Origin of the sequence: Pseudoclavibacter sp. 8L, from assembly GCF_902506465.1 — a bacterium.
Classification (GTDB): Bacteria; Actinomycetota; Actinomycetes; order Actinomycetales; family Microbacteriaceae; genus Pseudoclavibacter.
Genome location: NZ_LR733185.1, coordinates 953,232 through 968,327, shown reverse-complemented (window position 1 = coordinate 968,327; position 15,096 = coordinate 953,232). Strand labels below are relative to the sequence as shown.

At 65.8% G+C, this 15,096-nt stretch carries 15 protein-coding genes and 2 tRNA genes; 12 read left to right on the top strand and 5 right to left on the bottom strand.

Going from position 1 to position 15,096, the window contains the following annotated elements; genetic code table 11:
- The first annotated feature begins 4 nt into the window (after positions 1 to 4).
- The 4 genes from gyrA to GV007_RS04550 all read left to right on the top strand — a co-directional run bounded on the left by gyrA (position 5) and on the right by GV007_RS04550 (position 3,318).
- Positions 5 to 2,659 (top strand): DNA gyrase subunit A, encoded by a 2,655-nt coding sequence (gene gyrA, locus GV007_RS04565; protein WP_160071188.1) that lies wholly within the window; start codon positions 5 to 7, stop codon positions 2,657 to 2,659.
- A gap of 11 nt (positions 2,660 to 2,670) precedes the next feature.
- Positions 2,671 to 3,078, top strand: a complete 408-nt coding sequence (locus tag GV007_RS04560) for a DUF3566 domain-containing protein (protein ID WP_104244042.1) — start codon at positions 2,671 to 2,673, stop codon at positions 3,076 to 3,078.
- A 54-nt stretch (positions 3,079 to 3,132) separates the two neighbouring features.
- Positions 3,133 to 3,206 (top strand) — tRNA-Ile (locus tag GV007_RS04555).
- Positions 3,207 to 3,245: 39 nt separating this feature from the next.
- A tRNA-Ala gene (locus GV007_RS04550) sits at positions 3,246 to 3,318 on the top strand.
- A 53-nt stretch (positions 3,319 to 3,371) separates the two neighbouring features.
- On the opposite strand, the gene GV007_RS04545 is transcribed toward GV007_RS04550, so the two are convergent.
- From GV007_RS04545 to GV007_RS04535, 3 genes are all read right to left on the bottom strand, one after another.
- Entirely contained in the window at positions 3,372 to 4,217 is an 846-nt protein-coding gene (locus GV007_RS04545; protein ID WP_268893483.1) for an SDR family oxidoreductase, read from the bottom strand.
- Between the two features lie 185 nt (positions 4,218 to 4,402).
- Positions 4,403 to 6,034 carry a solute symporter family protein gene (locus GV007_RS04540; RefSeq protein ID WP_104329940.1) on the bottom strand — a complete coding sequence of 544 codons (1,632 nt, stop codon included), beginning with the start codon at positions 6,032 to 6,034 and terminating at the stop codon, positions 4,403 to 4,405.
- Positions 6,031 to 6,375, bottom strand: a complete 345-nt coding sequence (locus GV007_RS04535) for a DUF485 domain-containing protein (protein WP_160071187.1) — start codon at positions 6,373 to 6,375, stop codon at positions 6,031 to 6,033. Before GV007_RS04535 ends, GV007_RS04540 begins: the two co-directional genes overlap by 4 nt.
- 181 nt (positions 6,376 to 6,556) lie before the next feature.
- Here GV007_RS04535 and GV007_RS04530 point away from each other — a divergent pair, with 181 nt between their 5' ends.
- The 5 genes from GV007_RS04530 (at position 6,557) to GV007_RS04510 (ending at position 10,999) form a co-directional block, all read left to right on the top strand.
- On the top strand, positions 6,557 to 7,450 hold the full coding sequence (locus GV007_RS04530; protein WP_160071186.1) for a LuxR C-terminal-related transcriptional regulator: 894 nt from the start codon (positions 6,557 to 6,559) through the stop codon (positions 7,448 to 7,450).
- A gap of 198 nt (positions 7,451 to 7,648) precedes the next feature.
- Positions 7,649 to 8,524 (top strand): MetQ/NlpA family ABC transporter substrate-binding protein, encoded by an 876-nt coding sequence (locus tag GV007_RS04525; RefSeq protein ID WP_104244053.1) that lies wholly within the window; start codon positions 7,649 to 7,651, stop codon positions 8,522 to 8,524.
- 150 nt (positions 8,525 to 8,674) lie between these two features.
- A complete protein-coding gene (locus GV007_RS04520; RefSeq protein WP_160071185.1) occupies positions 8,675 to 9,727 on the top strand; it encodes a methionine ABC transporter ATP-binding protein in 1,053 nt (350 codons plus the stop codon).
- Positions 9,724 to 10,383 carry a methionine ABC transporter permease gene (locus tag GV007_RS04515; RefSeq protein ID WP_104244057.1) on the top strand — a complete coding sequence of 220 codons (660 nt, stop codon included), beginning with the start codon at positions 9,724 to 9,726 and terminating at the stop codon, positions 10,381 to 10,383. Before GV007_RS04520 ends, GV007_RS04515 begins: the two co-directional genes overlap by 4 nt.
- Before the next feature lie 157 nt (positions 10,384 to 10,540).
- On the top strand, positions 10,541 to 10,999 hold the full coding sequence (locus tag GV007_RS04510; RefSeq protein ID WP_160071184.1) for an NUDIX hydrolase: 459 nt from the start codon (positions 10,541 to 10,543) through the stop codon (positions 10,997 to 10,999).
- Here GV007_RS04510 and GV007_RS04505 read toward each other — a convergent pair.
- Positions 10,996 to 11,916, bottom strand: coding sequence for an EamA family transporter (locus tag GV007_RS04505; protein WP_160071183.1), 921 nt, complete (start codon positions 11,914 to 11,916; stop codon positions 10,996 to 10,998). The genes GV007_RS04510 and GV007_RS04505 overlap by 4 nt on opposite strands.
- A gap of 68 nt (positions 11,917 to 11,984) precedes the next feature.
- On the opposite strand from GV007_RS04505, the gene GV007_RS04500 reads away from it, so the two are divergent.
- Complete coding sequence (locus GV007_RS04500) at positions 11,985 to 12,854, top strand: LysR family transcriptional regulator (RefSeq protein ID WP_160071182.1); 870 nt, start codon at positions 11,985 to 11,987, stop codon at positions 12,852 to 12,854.
- Positions 12,855 to 12,888: 34 nt separating this feature from the next.
- Here the strand turns inward: GV007_RS04500 and GV007_RS04495 are convergent, their stop codons facing one another.
- The gene (locus GV007_RS04495) at positions 12,889 to 13,494 is read right to left on the bottom strand and encodes a hypothetical protein (RefSeq protein WP_236558330.1); all 606 of its coding nucleotides are present in this window, start codon (positions 13,492 to 13,494) and stop codon (positions 12,889 to 12,891) included.
- Positions 13,495 to 13,625: 131 nt separating this feature from the next.
- Between GV007_RS04495 and GV007_RS04490 the strand changes: the two genes are divergently transcribed.
- Together GV007_RS04490 and GV007_RS04485 are read left to right on the top strand one after the other, a co-directional pair.
- Complete coding sequence (locus GV007_RS04490) at positions 13,626 to 14,165, top strand: peptidylprolyl isomerase (protein WP_160071180.1); 540 nt, start codon at positions 13,626 to 13,628, stop codon at positions 14,163 to 14,165.
- Between the two features lie 21 nt (positions 14,166 to 14,186).
- Positions 14,187 to 15,062 carry a rhomboid family intramembrane serine protease gene (locus tag GV007_RS04485; protein ID WP_104300362.1) on the top strand — a complete coding sequence of 292 codons (876 nt, stop codon included), beginning with the start codon at positions 14,187 to 14,189 and terminating at the stop codon, positions 15,060 to 15,062.
- Positions 15,063 to 15,096 lie beyond the last annotated feature (34 nt).

Below are 15,096 nucleotides of genomic sequence, written 5' to 3'. Positions count from 1 at the left end.
CTCTATGGCTGAAGAACGCGTCACAACCACCAACGCCGACGGCGGCGACCGCATCGGACAGGTCGACCTGCAGCTCGAGATGCAGCGCTCGTACCTCGACTACGCGATGAGCGTCATCGTCGGTCGAGCACTGCCCGAGGTTCGGGATGGACTCAAGCCCGTGCACCGTCGCGTCATCTACGCGATGTACGACGGCGGGTACCGCCCGGACAAGGCATTCTCGAAGTGCGCCCGCGTCGTCGGCGACGTCATGGGGCAGTTCCACCCGCACGGTGACTCGGCGATCTACGACGCGCTGGTCCGACTCGTGCAGCCGTGGTCCCTTCGCTACCCACTCGCACTCGGCCAGGGGAACTTCGGCTCTGCAGGCAACGACGGCGCCGCCGCCCCCCGGTACACCGAGACGAAGATGGCGCCGCTTGCGCTCGAGATGGTCAGGGACATCGACGAGGACACCGTCGACTTCCAAGACAACTACGACGGACGTACGCGCGAGCCTGCCGTGCTGCCCGCTCGCTTCCCGAACCTCCTCGTCAACGGCTCCGTCGGCATCGCCGTCGGAATGGCCACGAACATCCCGCCGCACAACCTCCGCGAGGTCGCAGCAGGCGCGCTCTGGCACCTCGAGCACCCGGACGCCTCTCGCGAGGAGCTCATGGATGCGCTCATGGAGCGCGTCCACGGCCCCGACTTCCCGACCGGTGCCCAGATCCTCGGCACCAAGGGCATCCAGGAGGCGTACCGAACCGGTCGCGGCTCCATCACGATGCGCGCCGTCGTCGCGATCGAGGAGATCCACGGACGCACGTGCCTGGTCATCACCGAGCTGCCGTACCAGGTCAACCCGGACAACCTCGCGCTCAAGGTCGCCGAGCTGGTCAAGGATCAGCGCCTTTCCGGCATCGCCGACATCCGCGACGAGTCCTCCGGTCGCACGGGACAGCGTCTCGTCATCGTGCTCAAGCGCGACGCCGTCGCCAAGGTTGTGCTGAACAACCTCTACAAGCACACGCAGCTGCAGGAGAACTTCGGCGCGAACATGCTCGCGATCGTCGACGGGGTTCCGCGCACGCTCGCCATCGACGGCTTCATCACCGCGTGGGTGCAGCACCAGGTGGAAGTCATCGTGCGCCGCACGAAGTTCCGCCTCAAGAAGGCCGAGGACGAGGTTCACATCCTCCGCGGCTACCTCAAGGCTCTCGACATGCTCGACGAGGTCATCGCACTCATCCGTCGGTCGCCGACCGTCGAAGAGGCGCGGACCGGCCTCATGGAGCTGCTCGATGTCGACGAGCTGCAGGCAAGCGCCATCCTGAACCTGCAGCTCCGTCGCCTCGCGGCGCTCGAGCGCCAGAAGATCATGGAAGACGCGGCCCGCCTCGAGGCCATGATCGCCGAGTACAAGGCGATCCTCGCCGACCCCGTGCGCCAGCGCACCATCATCGGCGAAGAGCTGCAGGAAGTCGTCGACAAGTTCGGCGACGATCGCCGCACCGAGATCCTGCGTGGCTCCGGCGGCGACATGACTGACGAGGACCTCATCCCCGAGGAGGAGATGGTGGTCACCGTGACCCGCGGCGGCTACATCAAGCGCACGCGCAGCGACAACTACCGCTCGCAGCACCGCGGCGGCAAGGGCATCAAGGGTGCGCAGCTCCGCGCGGATGACGTCGTCGAGCAGTTCTTCGTGACGACGACGCACCACTGGCTGCTCTTCTTCACCAACCTGGGTCGTGTGTACCGGGCGAAGGCGTACGAGCTCATGGAGGCGGGCCGGGACGCGAAGGGGCAGCACATCGCGAACCTCCTGCCGCTCCAGCCCGATGAGAAGGTCGCGCAGATCCTCGACATCAGCGACTACCGCCAGGCGCAGTATCTCGTGCTCGCCACACGCGAGGGGCTCGTCAAGAAGACGGCACTCACGGAGTACGACACGAACCGTCAGGCTGGCATCATCGCCGTCAACCTGCGCGAAGGCGACGAGCTCGTCTCCGCCATGCTCGCCGACGAGTCGGACCACGTGTTCTGTGTCTCGCACCTCGGAATGTCGCTTCGCTTCGAGGCGAACGACGATGCGCTTCGGCCCATGGGTCGGTCGACCTCCGGCGTCAAGGGAATGTCGTTCCGCGACGGCGACTACCTGCTCACGGCCGCTGTCACCTCGAGCGACGATGCCTACGTGTTCATCGTCACCGAGGGCGGATACGCGAAGCGCACCTCGGTGTCGCAGTACCGCATCCAGAAGCGCGGCGGACTCGGCATCAAGGTCGCGAAGCTGAACGAGGAGCGCGGCGGCCTCGCCGGTGCGCTGCTCGTCCACGACAACGAAGAGGTGCTGGTCATCCTCGGCTCCGGCAAGGTCGTGCGCTCCAACGTGGCCGAGGTCTCGGTGACGGGACGCGACTCCATGGGCGTGACGTTCGCGAGGCTCGACAGCAGTGACTACGTGATCGCCATCGCGCAGAACGCCGACCGCGAACTCGAGAAGGAGGACGAGGAAGGTGAGGACGGCGAGACGACCGTCACCGCCGCCGACTCCGCTCTCGAGGGAACGTCTGCAGTCTCACCGGACGGCGAGACTGCCCCAGCCGAGAGTGCCCAGAGTGAGACTGTGGCAGACTCTGTCACGTCGTTCGAGCAGGACGAGACCGAAGACTGAGGTACTGATCTATGACGAGCGTTGCTGACAAGCTGGCCCAGAAGTCCAGCAAGAAGACTGCGAGCAAGCAGGTGCGCCTCCGTTTGGTGCACATCGACTTCTGGTCTGTCGTGAAGTTCTCCTTCCTCCTGTCGATCTGCTTCGGCATCATCACGATCGTCGCGACGTTCCTGATGTGGACCGTCATCGAGAACACTGGTGTGCTGGGAAGCGTCAACGACCTGCTCAATGACGTCTCCGGCTCGGCCGGCGTGGGGGTCGACGACTTCGTCACCCTGCCCCAGCTCATGCTCTTCTCCCTTGTGGTCGCACTCCTCAACCTCGTCGCGGGCACGGCCCTCGGCGCAGTTGCGGCGTTCCTCTACAACCTCGCTGTGAAGGTCACGGGGGGCCTCGTGTTCGGTTTCACGAACAGCTAGCGGCTCGATTTCCCTTGACGTGCACTTTTCGTGTATGTTGGGGCAGTCGCTTCGGGGGCTATAGCTCAGGCGGTTAGAGCGCTTCGCTGATAACGAAGAGGTCCCAGGTTCAAGTCCTGGTAGCCCCACGGTTCGATACCGAACGTTGGTATCGTTTCCACCCGAACGGGGCCTTAACTCAGTTGGTAGAGTGCCTGCTTTGCAAGCAGGATGTCAGGAGTTCGAATCTCCTAGGCTCCACGGTGACAGAGAACCCCGGTCAGAGAAATCTGACCGGGGTTCTTTCTTTTTCTCTAGTCGACGAAGGCGTCGGGGTAGAGCTCGGAGGCGTCGACTCCCGGCGAGTACACGCTGAGGTCGCTCACACCGGCTTCTGCGAGCACGTCCTCGCAGAGCAGCGTCTGCCCCCGATATCGGCCCCGCGGGGCCGTCAGCACCGCGTGGGCGGCGTCGGCGTACAGCTCAGGGGTTCGGCTGCGGCGCATGAGCTCCTCGCCGCCGATGATGTTGGCCACCGCTGCGGTCTGGATGGTGGTGCGGGGCCACAGGGTGTTCGCCTCCACACCCCGTTCGGCGAACTCGGCCGCGATACCGAGTGTGGCGAGTGTCATGCCGTACTTCGCGGTCATGTACGCCGGGTAGGCACCGAGCCACTGTGGTGCGAGGTTGAGTGGCGGCGAGAGCGACAGGATGCGCGCATCCTGTGACTCGAGGAGGTGCGGCAGGGCCGCCCGCGAGAGCATGAACGTGCCGCGCTGGTTGATCTGGTGCATGAGGTCGTAGCGCTTCTCGTCGATGTCGAGCGTCGAGCGCAGGTCGATGGCGCTCGCATTGTTGACGACGATGTCGATGCCGCCGAACTCGGCGACGGCGCTGTCGACCGCCCGCTGCAGGTCGGAGTCGTCGCGCACGTCGCCGACGACTGGCAGCGCGCGTCCGCCGGCCTCGCGTATCTCCTCAGCGGCTGTGTACACCGTCCCTGGCAGCTTCGGATGTGGATCCCCGGTCTTGGCCAGGAGCACGACGTTCGCACCGTCACGCGCGGCGCGCTTCGCGATCGCGAGTCCGATGCCGCGGCTCCCGCCCGACATGATGATGGTCTTCCCCGCGAGGGAACCTGTCTCCGTTGACTGCGTCAAATCCGCACCTCCATGTGCATCGTGGACGCACCCACGCTACCCACGCGCATGCCGAACCTCATGTGCGTTGTGGCACGGAGACAACGCAGACGCGGAAATGGTCGCCCTGAGCGAGTCAGAGCGACCATTTCGCGAACGCAAACGCGCGAACTCGACGTGGCGTCGAACGCGGTGCAGCGAGCCTCCTAGTGCTCGACAGCCTCCTCTGCGCCGTAGCCCGTGAGCGAGCGCACATCCATCTCCGCGGCGACCCGAGGGTCCTCCTTCTTCTGCGGCAGCACGGAGCCGAGCCAGCCGAGGAAGAACCCGACCGGGATCGAGACGATGCCCGGGTTGTTGAGTGGGAACCAGGCGAAGTCGATCTCCTCGCCGAGCATCGCCGTCTCAGCGCCGGAGACGACCTTGGAGAAGACGATCAGGATGATCGCCGTGGCGAGACCGCCGTACATGCTCCACAGCGCCCCACGGGTCGTGAACTTGCGCCAGTAGAGCGAGTACAGGATCGTCGGCAGATTCGCGCTGGCCGCGACGGCGAAGGCGAGTGCGACGAGGAACGCGATGTTCTGCCCCTGCACGCCGATGCCACCCACGATGGCGACGACGCCGAGGACGACAACCGTGTACTTGCCGACCTTCACCTCCTGCTCTGGGGTGGCCGTTCCCCGCTTCACGACACTGTTGTAGATGTCGTGGGCGAAGGATGCGGCAGCCGTGATCGCAAGACCCGCGACGACCGCGAGGATCGTCGCGAAGGCGACCGCCGAGATGAAGCCCATGAGGATCGGCCCGCCCAGCTCGAGGGCGAGCAGCGGGGCAGCCGAGTTGACGCCTCCTGGCGCATCCTTGATGGCTGGGGCCCCCACGAGTGCCGCTGCGCCGTAGCCGAGGATGAGCGTGAAGACGTAGAAGCCGCCGATGAGCCAGATGGCCCAGACCACCGACTTCCTGGCCTCCTTGGCGGTGGGCACCGTGTAGAAGCGCATGAGCACGTGCGGGAGCCCAGCTGTGCCGAGCACCAGCGCGAGTCCGAGCGAGACGAAGTCGATCGGGTTCTTGCCGTACTGCAGGCCCGGCGCGAGGATCGCGGCCGGATCCTCCGCGCCGTCGAGGGCCGCCTTGTCGACCGCCGCCTGGAGGAGCGCGGAGAGGTCGAAGCCATTGATGACGAGCACCCAGATGGTCATCGCACCCGCGCCGCCGATGAGCAGGAAGGCCTTGATGATCTGCACCCAGGTGGTGCCTTTCATCCCGCCGATGAGCACGTAGATGATCATGAGCACGCCGACGACGGCGACGACGATCGCGACCCCGATGTCGTCGGTGATGCCGAGGAGGAGGGCGACGAGGCCGCCGGCTCCCGCCATCTGCGCGAGCAGGTAGAAGAAGCACACCGCGAGGGTCGTGAGGGCCGCGGCAACACGCACGGGACGCTGCTTGAGGCGGAACGAGAGCACGTCCGCCATCGTGAACTTGCCGGTGTTGCGCATGAGCTCGGCGACGAGCAGCAGAGCGACGAGCCAGGCGACGAGGAAGCCGATCGAATAGAGGAATCCGTCGTAGCCGTTGATGGCGATAGCTCCGACAATGCCGAGGAACGACGCTGCCGACAGGTAATCACCTGAGATCGCGAACCCATTCTGGGTTCCGGAGAAGGATCGCCCGCCGGCGTAGTAGTCGGCTGCGGTCTTGCTGTTGCGGCTTGCGCGAATAACGATGAAGAGAGTGACCGCGACGAATGCCGCGAAGATCGCGATATTCAGGACGGGGTCATTGTTCGCGACAGCGCTTGCCTGGGGTGCCAACAGCTGCCCGCTCATGCCTTGTCCGCCTTGGTGAGCTCAACGCGAAGGTCGTTCGCGAGCGGATCGAGCCGCCGGTTGGCGTAGGAGACGTACCACATGGTGATCGCGAAGGTCGTCACGAACTGGCCCATGCCGAGCAGCAGACCCACGTTGATGTTGCCGAAGACCGGTGTGGCCATGAAGTCGTGCGCGTAGGCGGCAACGATGATGTAGGCGCCGTACCAGACCAGGAAGAAGATTGAGAGTGGAAAGACGAAGGAGCGCTGGCGCTTCTTCAGCTCCTTGAATTCAGCCGCTTCCTCGAATGCGACGTAGTCGATTCCACCTGGCGGTTGAGATGACGTTTCGTGTCGCATGGGGCCTCCTTGCCTCAGTGCATTGCTGCGTTCGTCAGATATGTTCGTGCAGTTCTCGACGGCAAAAGGCGGCGCTTCTTCGCATCGTTGCGAACACGAAAGCCTCATTGCCTGCGTGATAGCATCCACGCTACGCATACGACGAAGTATCGAACTACCCCCGGAAGTTGGTAGTGACCACATGATGTTCCCAGAGGCAGCCACTGAAGCGGATGTCTTCGCCGAGGCTGTCGCCCGCCTGCGCGAGTCCACGGGGTGTCCGCTCTCGTTCGGCGGACCCACCCATCGCGACACGACGAATGTCCACACGATCTGCGGGAATCAGGGTCGCGGATTGGTCGGGTTGCGAGTGCAGCTCGGCCGTGGTCTCGGCGGTCGCGCGATGCTGGAGCGTCGCGCGAAGGTCACGACGAACTACCGAGGAAGCAGCCGCATCACCCACGACTACGACGTGCAGGTCCTGTCTGAGCAGGTCCAGAGCCTCATGGCGGTTCCGGTCATCGTCGACAAGCATGTCCGGGGCGTGCTCTACGGCGGGTTCCGCGCGGCTCCGGATTCCCAGTCGATGTCGCTCGGTCAAGCTGTCGCGCTCGGCAAGAGGGTCGAGGATGAGCTGCGTCTGCGAGACGAGCTGAGGCGCCGAATGCGGGTAGGGTCCGCGAGCATCTCCGGGCTGGGCTCCGGCGGGCTCACCGCATCCCAGCTCGAGGAGCTGAGAGGCACCTTCTCCGACTTGCGCGAGGTCGCGTCGATGCTCGGCGACGCGCGGGTTCGCGCGCGCCTTCGAGGCGTCGAGGAGCGACTCGTCAGATTTGCCGGAGACCACGGTGACCCCCGCGATCGGGAGCGCTCGAGAGCTCTCGAGTCGGCCGAGGAACCGGTCAGGCTCTCGCCGAGGGAGCTCGACGTGCTGGGGCAGATCGCCCTCGGACTCTCCAATCGAGACATCGCCGCGAAGCTGATCCTGACCGAAAGCACCGTCAAGAGCTACCTCGGTACCGCAATGACGAAGCTGGATGCGAGCTCTCGCTACCAGGCTCTTGCCAAGGCGAGGCAGCTAGGGCTCCTCCCTTGAACTGAAGGCCGACCCGAGAGCAACATTCTTGCGTTCGTGACCCCGTCAGTGGACTGTTACGCAACGTGTCAGGATGTATCGGCGCGGAGACCCGCTGTTCTCTTATTCTTGCGACGCCTCGTGGCTCTTCTTGCGAGGCCCTCTAGAGCCTTAGAGGATGTCCGGCGCTTGCGCGCCGCATTGAAAGGACCCTCCTCCATGTCACGTCTCACCAAGATCGCCGCAGCAATCGGCGCGATCGCCCTCGTTGGAGGCCTCTCCGCGTGCTCCACCGGCGCATCCGATGAGAACACCATCAAGCTCGGCGTCGTCGGCGCATCCGACCCCTACTGGGAGGTGCTCGTCGAGGAGGCCGCAGCTCAGGACCTCACGGTCGAGCTCGTCGACTTCTCGGACTACAACCAGCCGAACCCGGCGACGACCGAGGGTGAGCTCGACGTCAACGCGTTCCAGCACATCATCTACCTCGCGCAGCACAACGCAGCAAGCGGCGACGACCTCGTGCCGATCGGCTCGACCGCGATCTACCCCCTCGGCTTCTACTCCTCGCAGTACGACTCCGTCGAAGCCATCCCGGACGGCGCCGAGGTTGCGGTGCCGAACGACGCGTCGAACCGCGCACGTGGCCTCCTCGTGCTCCAGGAAGCCGGTCTCATCTCGCTCAAGGACGGCGGCTCGCCGTTCTCGACCCTCGACGACGTGCTCCCCGAGTCGCGTGTCACGGTGACCGAGCTCGAGGCCTCGCTCACGGCGACCTCGCTGCCCGACCTCGCCGGCGCGATCATCAACAACGACTTCGTCGAGAACGCAGGCCTCACGACGGAAGACGCGCTCACTCGCGATGACCCCCAGAACGCCTCCGCGTTCCCGTACATCAACATCTTCGTCACGTCGGCCGAGAACGCCGACAACGCGAACTACCTGAAGCTGGTCGAGATCTACCAGAACTCCGAGGCAGTCGCGGCTTCGGTCAAGGAGACGTTCGGCGACACCGCCGTGCTCACCAAGACCCCCGTCGATGAGCTGCAGACGACGCTCGACGAGCTCGTCGCCGAGATCGAAGCACAGGGCTAGAACCCACCGCTCGCGAGATCGCCGCCCGAGACCCGATGATGATCATCAGGCCTCGGGCGGCGATCTCGCTTGCACCGACGGACGGCGTCCCGACGGCGTCCACCAGCACCACCCACACGGTTCGACCGTGAAGAAGGCGAGAGCGAACACATGGCCCTCATCACACTCACCGACGTCGTCAAGGAGTATCCGTCGCCGAAGCGCGGAGCCCCGGCGACCAGAGCCGTCGACGGCGTCTCACTCAACGTCGAGGCCGGCGACATCTACGGGGTCATCGGCTACTCGGGGGCTGGAAAGTCGACCATGGTGCGCCTCATCAATGCGCTCGAGCCGACCACGTCCGGCAGCATCCACGTCGACGGCGTCGACATCACGACGCTCAGCGAGACGAAGCTGCGCTCGGTGCGCGCGGGCATCGGCATGATCTTCCAGCAGTTCAACCTCTTCAACTCCCGCAACGTCGCCGGCAACGTCGCGTATCCGCTGCGCGTCGCGAAGACCCCCAAGGCGGAGCGCGAGAAGCGCATCGCCGAACTCCTCGAGTTCGTGGGGCTCTCCGAGAAGGCCCGCGCCTTCCCCGACCAGCTCTCCGGCGGTCAGAAGCAGCGTGTTGGCATCGCCCGTGCGCTCGCAACGAACCCCAGTATCCTGCTCGCCGACGAGTCCACGAGCGCCCTCGATCCGCAGACCACGGCCGATGTGCTGCAGCTGCTCAAGAAGGCCAACCAGGAGCTCGGGGTCACGATCATCGTCATCACCCACGAGATGGACGTCGTGAAGGAGATCGCGAGCCACGTCGCCGTCATGGAGCACGGCAAGATCGTCGAGCAGGGCGAGGTCTTCGATATCTTCGCGAACCCGCAGGCGCCCGCGACCCAGCGGTTCGTCTCGACGGTCGTCCAGGGAGTTCCGGATGCTGCCCTGCGGTCCGACCTGAATGCGCGACACCCGGGAACTCTCGTGACGCTGAGCTTCCGCGACGGGCGGACGAACCAGGGCCAGGCGCTGCGCATCCTGCACGAGGCAGGCATCACCGTCGAGCTCGTCTACGGAGGCATGAACGAGATCCGCGGGAGGTCGTTCGGCGATCTGACGTTCGCCCTGCAGGGCGATGCCGCAGCACAGCGCAGAGCGCTCGACCAGATCAGGGAACTCGCCGTCGTGACGGAATTCCAGGACACCAATGCTGGAGGTGCCGCATGAACGATGTGATCGACCTGCTGCCGAAGCTCTTCGAAGCCACAGGCGCCACCCTCTACATGGTGGCCCTGAGCCTCGTCTTCGGTGGCGTCGGCGGACTCTTCGTCGGCCTGCTGCTGTATCTGACGCGCAAGGGCAACCTCTACGAGCAGCCGGTCGTCAGCACGATCGTCAACATCATCGTGAACTTCTTCCGACCCATCCCGTTCATCATCTTCATCGCTGCTGTGCAGCCGGTCTCGCGGATGATCGTCGGCGTGGGGATCGGGGCAGAAGCGGCCATCGTCGCCATGTCGCTCGCTGCGACGTTCGGGATCTCGCGCCTCGTCGAGCAGAACCTGCTCACGGTGTCGCCAGGCGTGGTGGAGGCAGCACGGTCCGCGGGAGCCGGGCGCTTCCAGATCGTATGGTCGGTTGTCGTCCCCGAAGCGCTCGGGCCCCTCATCCTCGGCTATACGTTCGCGGTCGTCGCTCTCGTCGACATGTCGGCGATCGCCGGTGCCATCGGCGCAGGCGGTCTCGGTGACTTCGCCATCCAATACGGCTACCGCCAGTTCAACCCGGCCGTCACGTGGGCTGCGGTCATCGTCATCGTGGTGATCGTGCAGGGTCTGCAGTTCCTCGGGAACTGGGCAGCGCGCAAGACGTTGCGTCGCTGATCCGGGCAGATGCCAGCGCCCGTCGATCGCGCGTCGGTGCCTCCCTGTGCGGAGGCCCGGCGCGCGTCGGCGTACGATAGCGAGCGCCCGTGGTTCGGGTCGGCCCAGGCATCAGGCCGCTGACCTCGAGACCTCGGCAGAGATCTTTGGGGGTTCCGTGCATCGACGACTCGCTTCCTACGGTGTCATCGTGCGCGATGGGCAGATCCTCCTCGCGCACTGGCGTGACCGCGGCCGTTCGGGCTGGACCCTGCCCGGCGGTGGCACCGACCCCGGCGAGGATCCGATCGACGGCGTCGTTCGTGAGATCTGGGAGGAGACCGGCTACCACGCGTCCATCGACCGGCTCCTCGGCATCGACTCGCACATCATCGCGGGCCGCGACCGGCTCGAGCCAGGCAAGACGCCCATGCAGTCGGTTCGGGTCGTCTACGAGGCGAGCATCGTGAGCGGCGAGCTCCGCAACGAGCGGGGCGGCTCGACGGACGAGGCTCGCTGGTTCGACCTCGATGAGATAGCCGCGCTCCGCACGGTGTCGCTCGTGGATGTGGGGCTCAGGCTCCATGAGGAGCGTCCGGCCAACGGGCACCTGCGTTCGATTCGGGCCCCCCGCTAGGCGCTGGAGGGTGCGACCCCGTCACGGGGCGTGCGGGCGACACGAGACCCGCGGAGGTTGCGAGAGACGGCGACTGCGTTGACGGCCACGATCATGGCCATCCCGATCCACTCGTGCGCTACGGGCACCTGCCCGAGCACCACGACGCCGGCGAGTGCCGCGAACATCGGGTTGATGCTCATGAACACCCCGAAGAACCTCGTCGTCACCCAGCGGAGCGCGATGACGTCGATCGAGTACGGGATGACGGAGCACAGCACACCGGAGAGCGCAGCCAGCAGCAGTGGCCAGCCGAGGAGCCGTCCCTCCGCGATCAGCTGCACCGTGATCGGGAGCGTCAACAGGCTCGAAACGAGCGTTGCCGTGGCGGGTGCCTGGAGGCCGCTCAGGCGACCGCCGAGCATCCGATTGAGCAGGATGTAGCTCGCCCAGCAGCACGCCGCGAGCAGTCCGAGGGCGTAGCCGAGGACGTCGCTCGACGCGTCTGGGAGCAGCAGCACGTACACGCCGACAGCGGCGCCGGCCGCGAGGAGGAGATCGGCCCTCGTTCGGGATGCGCATAGGGCCACGGCGAGGGGTCCGAGGAACTCGAGGGTCACGGCGAGCCCCAGCCCGATGCGGTCGACGGCTCCGTACAAGGACAGGTTCATGGTCGCCAAGACGACGCCGAGGAGGAGTGCGGGCCACCATTGCGCCCAAGTGAAGCTCCGCAGGCGAGGGCGCGCGACCGGCAGGAGGATGGCTGCGGACACGAGGTGGCGGATGGCCACGACGCCCGAGGTGCCGAGGGGGCCGAAGGCCAGGGCGCCGAGTGCCGCGCCGAGCTGGTTCGAGAGCCCGCTTCCGGTCAGCATCGCCGCACCCGTCACCACGCTGCGTGGTGCGGCAGCGGAGGCCGTTCTCCCGGTTCCTGTCATGAGCCAATGGTGACCCCGCCCCCGCAAGCCCAGAAATGCGCGACACGCGGGAGTTATACGCTGGACGCATGAGTTTGGAGATTCGTCACCTGCGCGCCCTCGCCGCGGTCGTCGACACGGGAACCTTCACCGATGCGGCGATCGAGCTCCACTGCTCGCAGGCGGCCGTCTCCCGGGCGATCCTCGCCCTCGAGACGCAGCTCGGAGCCCAACTGCTCTCCAGGTCGACTCGACACGTCGCGCTCACGCCACTCGGCGAGCGTGTCCTGACCCGCGCCCGCCGGGTGCTGCTCGAGGTGCGTCTCATCAGCGACGAGGTCGCCGAGACGACGCGGGAGGTAAGAGTCGGCTATGCCTGGTCGACCCTCGGCGCGCACACCGGTGCCGTGCAGCGCGCCTGGCGGGCGCAGCATCCCGAGTCGCACCTCGTCTTCCGGCAGAGCAACACCGCGACGGCGGGGCTCCTCGACGGCGAGGTCGAGCTCGCCGTGTTCCGCACGGTTCCCCGTGATCCCCGAATCGAGACGGTCCGCCTCGGCGAGGAACGACGCGTCGCCGTCCTCGCGAACGACGATCCGCTCGCCAGACGCAGGGCGCTGCTCCTCGACGACTTCGCCGGCAAGACCATGGCGGTGGATGCACGCACCGGCACGACGGTCGGCTCGCTCTGGCCGGCGGAACGCGCCCCGGTCTTCATCCCCACGAGCTCGCTCGACGAGTGGCTCACCCTCATCGCGGACGGCGACGTCTACGGGGTGACAAGCGGGGCTACGGCGGCGCAGCATCCGCGACCCGGTATCGCCTACCGACCGCTGCGGGACGCCCCGACGATCGAGGTCAGACTCGCGTGGTGGCGAGGTGCCAAACCAGCAGTGGCGGACGCGCTCGCGCAGGTCATCGTCGCCGCCTACGACGAGGCCCCGCAGCTCACCAGGTGAGTGCGGGGCCAGTCGTGCATGTGTGCGGCGAGAACTAGTTCGCTGCCGACGCGGGCGAGACCGTCGTGACGGGAGCGTCGAGCTCCTCGTCGGCGATCCACAGGTCGTCGTCTGCACGGAAGGTCTGCCAGAGGGCATAGCCCACGGCTGCGACGGCGGCGACGCCTGCACCGATGAGCAGCCAGCCACCGACACCGACGCCGGAGCTGTTGTACTTCTTGTCGTACGCCTTCGACGCCTTCTTGGCGCGCGAGTTGAGCTCCTTCGAGACCTTCTTCGCGGTGCCAGCGGCGTCCTTGAAGTCGTCGTTCTTCGAAGCGAGGTTGCTCACCGTGCCGGCAAGCGAGCCGGAGAGGCCGGCCACGACAGGAAGGACCTTGCCGTTGAAACGGACGCTCGCGTCTTCGTACTTGTCGCGCGCGGCGTTGTAGCTGCGGTCGAAGCTGGGGCGGACGTTGTTGTCGTAGCTCTTCTGCAGCGCGGGCACGAGCTCGGACTCAGCCAAGCCCTTCGCGCTCACGCCTGCCGACTGCAGGATGCCTCGAGCGTGCTCGATGACAGACTGCTGCTCGCTCCACAAGTTTGTTGCGTCCTTGCGGAGACGCTTGAGTTCACGCGACTGCTTCCGTGAAAGGGCCATTGGTACCTCCGGACGTTGACAAGTAGGTACTGCATATCTTGGCACGCTTCTGCCACACGGAACCTGAATCACCGCACGCTGTCGGCGGACAGGGAGGAGAGAAGTCGGGGGGCTATGGAAAGATGACCAGCATGTCAATCGCCACTGCACTCGCAACGATCAACACGAACCACGGCCCCATCAAGGTGGAGCTCTTCGGCAACCACGCGCCGAACACGGTCAAGACCATCGTGGGCCTCGCCACGGGTGAGCTCGAATGGACCGACCCTCGTGACGGCCAGACGAAGAGCACGCCCCTGTACGACGGCGTGATCTTCCACCGCATCATCCCCAACTTCATGATCCAGGGCGGTGACCCCACGGGCACCGGCACCGGCGGTCCCGGCTTCGCGTTCGACGACGAGATCCACCCAGAGCTCAACTTCAACGAGCCCTACATCTTCGCTATGGCGAACGCCGGCAAGCAGATGGGACGCGGCACGAACGGCTCGCAGTTCTTCATCACGACGGACCCCACTCCCTGGCTCCAGGGAAAGCACACCATCTTCGGCCGCGTCGCGGACGATGAGTCGCGCACCGTCGTCGACGCGATCGCGAAGGTCCCCACCGACGGCCGTGACAAGCCGCTCAAGGACGTCGTCATCGAGAGCGTCGCCGTCGAGCAGCTCTAACCTCCAGGAGCCACTCCCCGCATGACATCACCCGAGCTGTCGCAGCAGCGTGAGAACTTCTGCTACCGGCACCCAGACCGACAGAGCTTCGTGCTCTGTCAGCGATGCGGGCGCACCGTGTGCCCCGAATGCCAGACACTCGCGCCAGTCGGCGTGATCTGTCCGGAGTGCATCCGGGAAGCGAACGCGAAGGCCAAGGCCGCACAGCGGCCCTCGGCCCGCACGCGGCTGCGACGGCTCGGGCAGGATCAGCGTCCGCTCGTCACCTACGCCATCATCGGCATCTCGGCGGTCCTCTGGCTGCTGCAGCAGGTGACGGGGGACTGGCTCACGGGCATCCTCGTCTACCACGGCATCTACTCTCACGCGGGTAGCGGGGCGTTCGAGCCGTGGCGCATGCTGACCTCGGCGTTCGCGCACTCGACCGTCTTCCACCTGGCGTTCAACATGCTGACGCTGTGGATCTTCGGTCGGGTACTCGAGCAGGTCTACGGGCACTTGAGGTTCGCTGCGCTCTACGTCGTCAGTGCGCTCGGTGGCTCGCTCGCGATCGCGCTGGTCGCCCCGAACACCACGGTGCTCGGCGCCTCCGGTGCCGTCTTCGGTCTCTTCGGCGCGTACTTCGTCGTTATGCGGCAGGCCCGGATGAACACGATGTCGCTCATCGTGCTGGTCGGCATCAACGTCGTCATGGGGTTCGTGATCCCGGGCATCGCCTGGCAGGCGCACCTTGGTGGGCTCGTCACGGGAGCGCTGTGCTCCTGGCTGTTCCTCTGGGAGTCGAAATCGGCGAAGCCCTCACAGAAGGGGCTCTGGATAGTGGCGGCCCTCGGCGTCCTCATCGTCGTGGGTGCCACCGTCAGCGTCTCCCAGCTGCCGTTGGCGGTAGCTGGCTAGCTGTCCCGTCTGCTTCGCAGGATCAAAGAAGCCG

Bases quoted from the DNA above. Each gene is read 5' to 3' on its own strand.
- gyrA (WP_160071188.1), top strand. From the start codon at position 5: ATGGCTGAAGAACGCGTCACAACCACCAACGCCGACGGCGGCGACCGC.
- GV007_RS04560 (WP_104244042.1), top strand. From the start codon at position 2,671: ATGACGAGCGTTGCTGACAAGCTGGCCCAGAAGTCCAGCAAGAAGACT.
- GV007_RS04540 (WP_104329940.1), bottom strand. From the start codon at position 6,034: ATGAGCGGGCAGCTGTTGGCACCCCAGGCAAGCGCTGTCGCGAACAAT.
- GV007_RS04535 (WP_160071187.1), bottom strand. From the start codon at position 6,375: ATGCGACACGAAACGTCATCTCAACCGCCAGGTGGAATCGACTACGTC.
- GV007_RS04530 (WP_160071186.1), top strand. From the start codon at position 6,557: ATGATGTTCCCAGAGGCAGCCACTGAAGCGGATGTCTTCGCCGAGGCT.
- GV007_RS04525 (WP_104244053.1), top strand. From the start codon at position 7,649: ATGTCACGTCTCACCAAGATCGCCGCAGCAATCGGCGCGATCGCCCTC.
- GV007_RS04520 (WP_160071185.1), top strand. From the start codon at position 8,675: ATGGCCCTCATCACACTCACCGACGTCGTCAAGGAGTATCCGTCGCCG.
- GV007_RS04515 (WP_104244057.1), top strand. From the start codon at position 9,724: ATGAACGATGTGATCGACCTGCTGCCGAAGCTCTTCGAAGCCACAGGC.
- GV007_RS04505 (WP_160071183.1), bottom strand. From the start codon at position 11,916: ATGACAGGAACCGGGAGAACGGCCTCCGCTGCCGCACCACGCAGCGTG.
- GV007_RS04500 (WP_160071182.1), top strand. From the start codon at position 11,985: ATGAGTTTGGAGATTCGTCACCTGCGCGCCCTCGCCGCGGTCGTCGAC.
- GV007_RS04495 (WP_236558330.1), bottom strand. From the start codon at position 13,494: ATGGCCCTTTCACGGAAGCAGTCGCGTGAACTCAAGCGTCTCCGCAAG.
- GV007_RS04490 (WP_160071180.1), top strand. From the start codon at position 13,626: ATGTCAATCGCCACTGCACTCGCAACGATCAACACGAACCACGGCCCC.
- GV007_RS04485 (WP_104300362.1), top strand. From the start codon at position 14,187: ATGACATCACCCGAGCTGTCGCAGCAGCGTGAGAACTTCTGCTACCGG.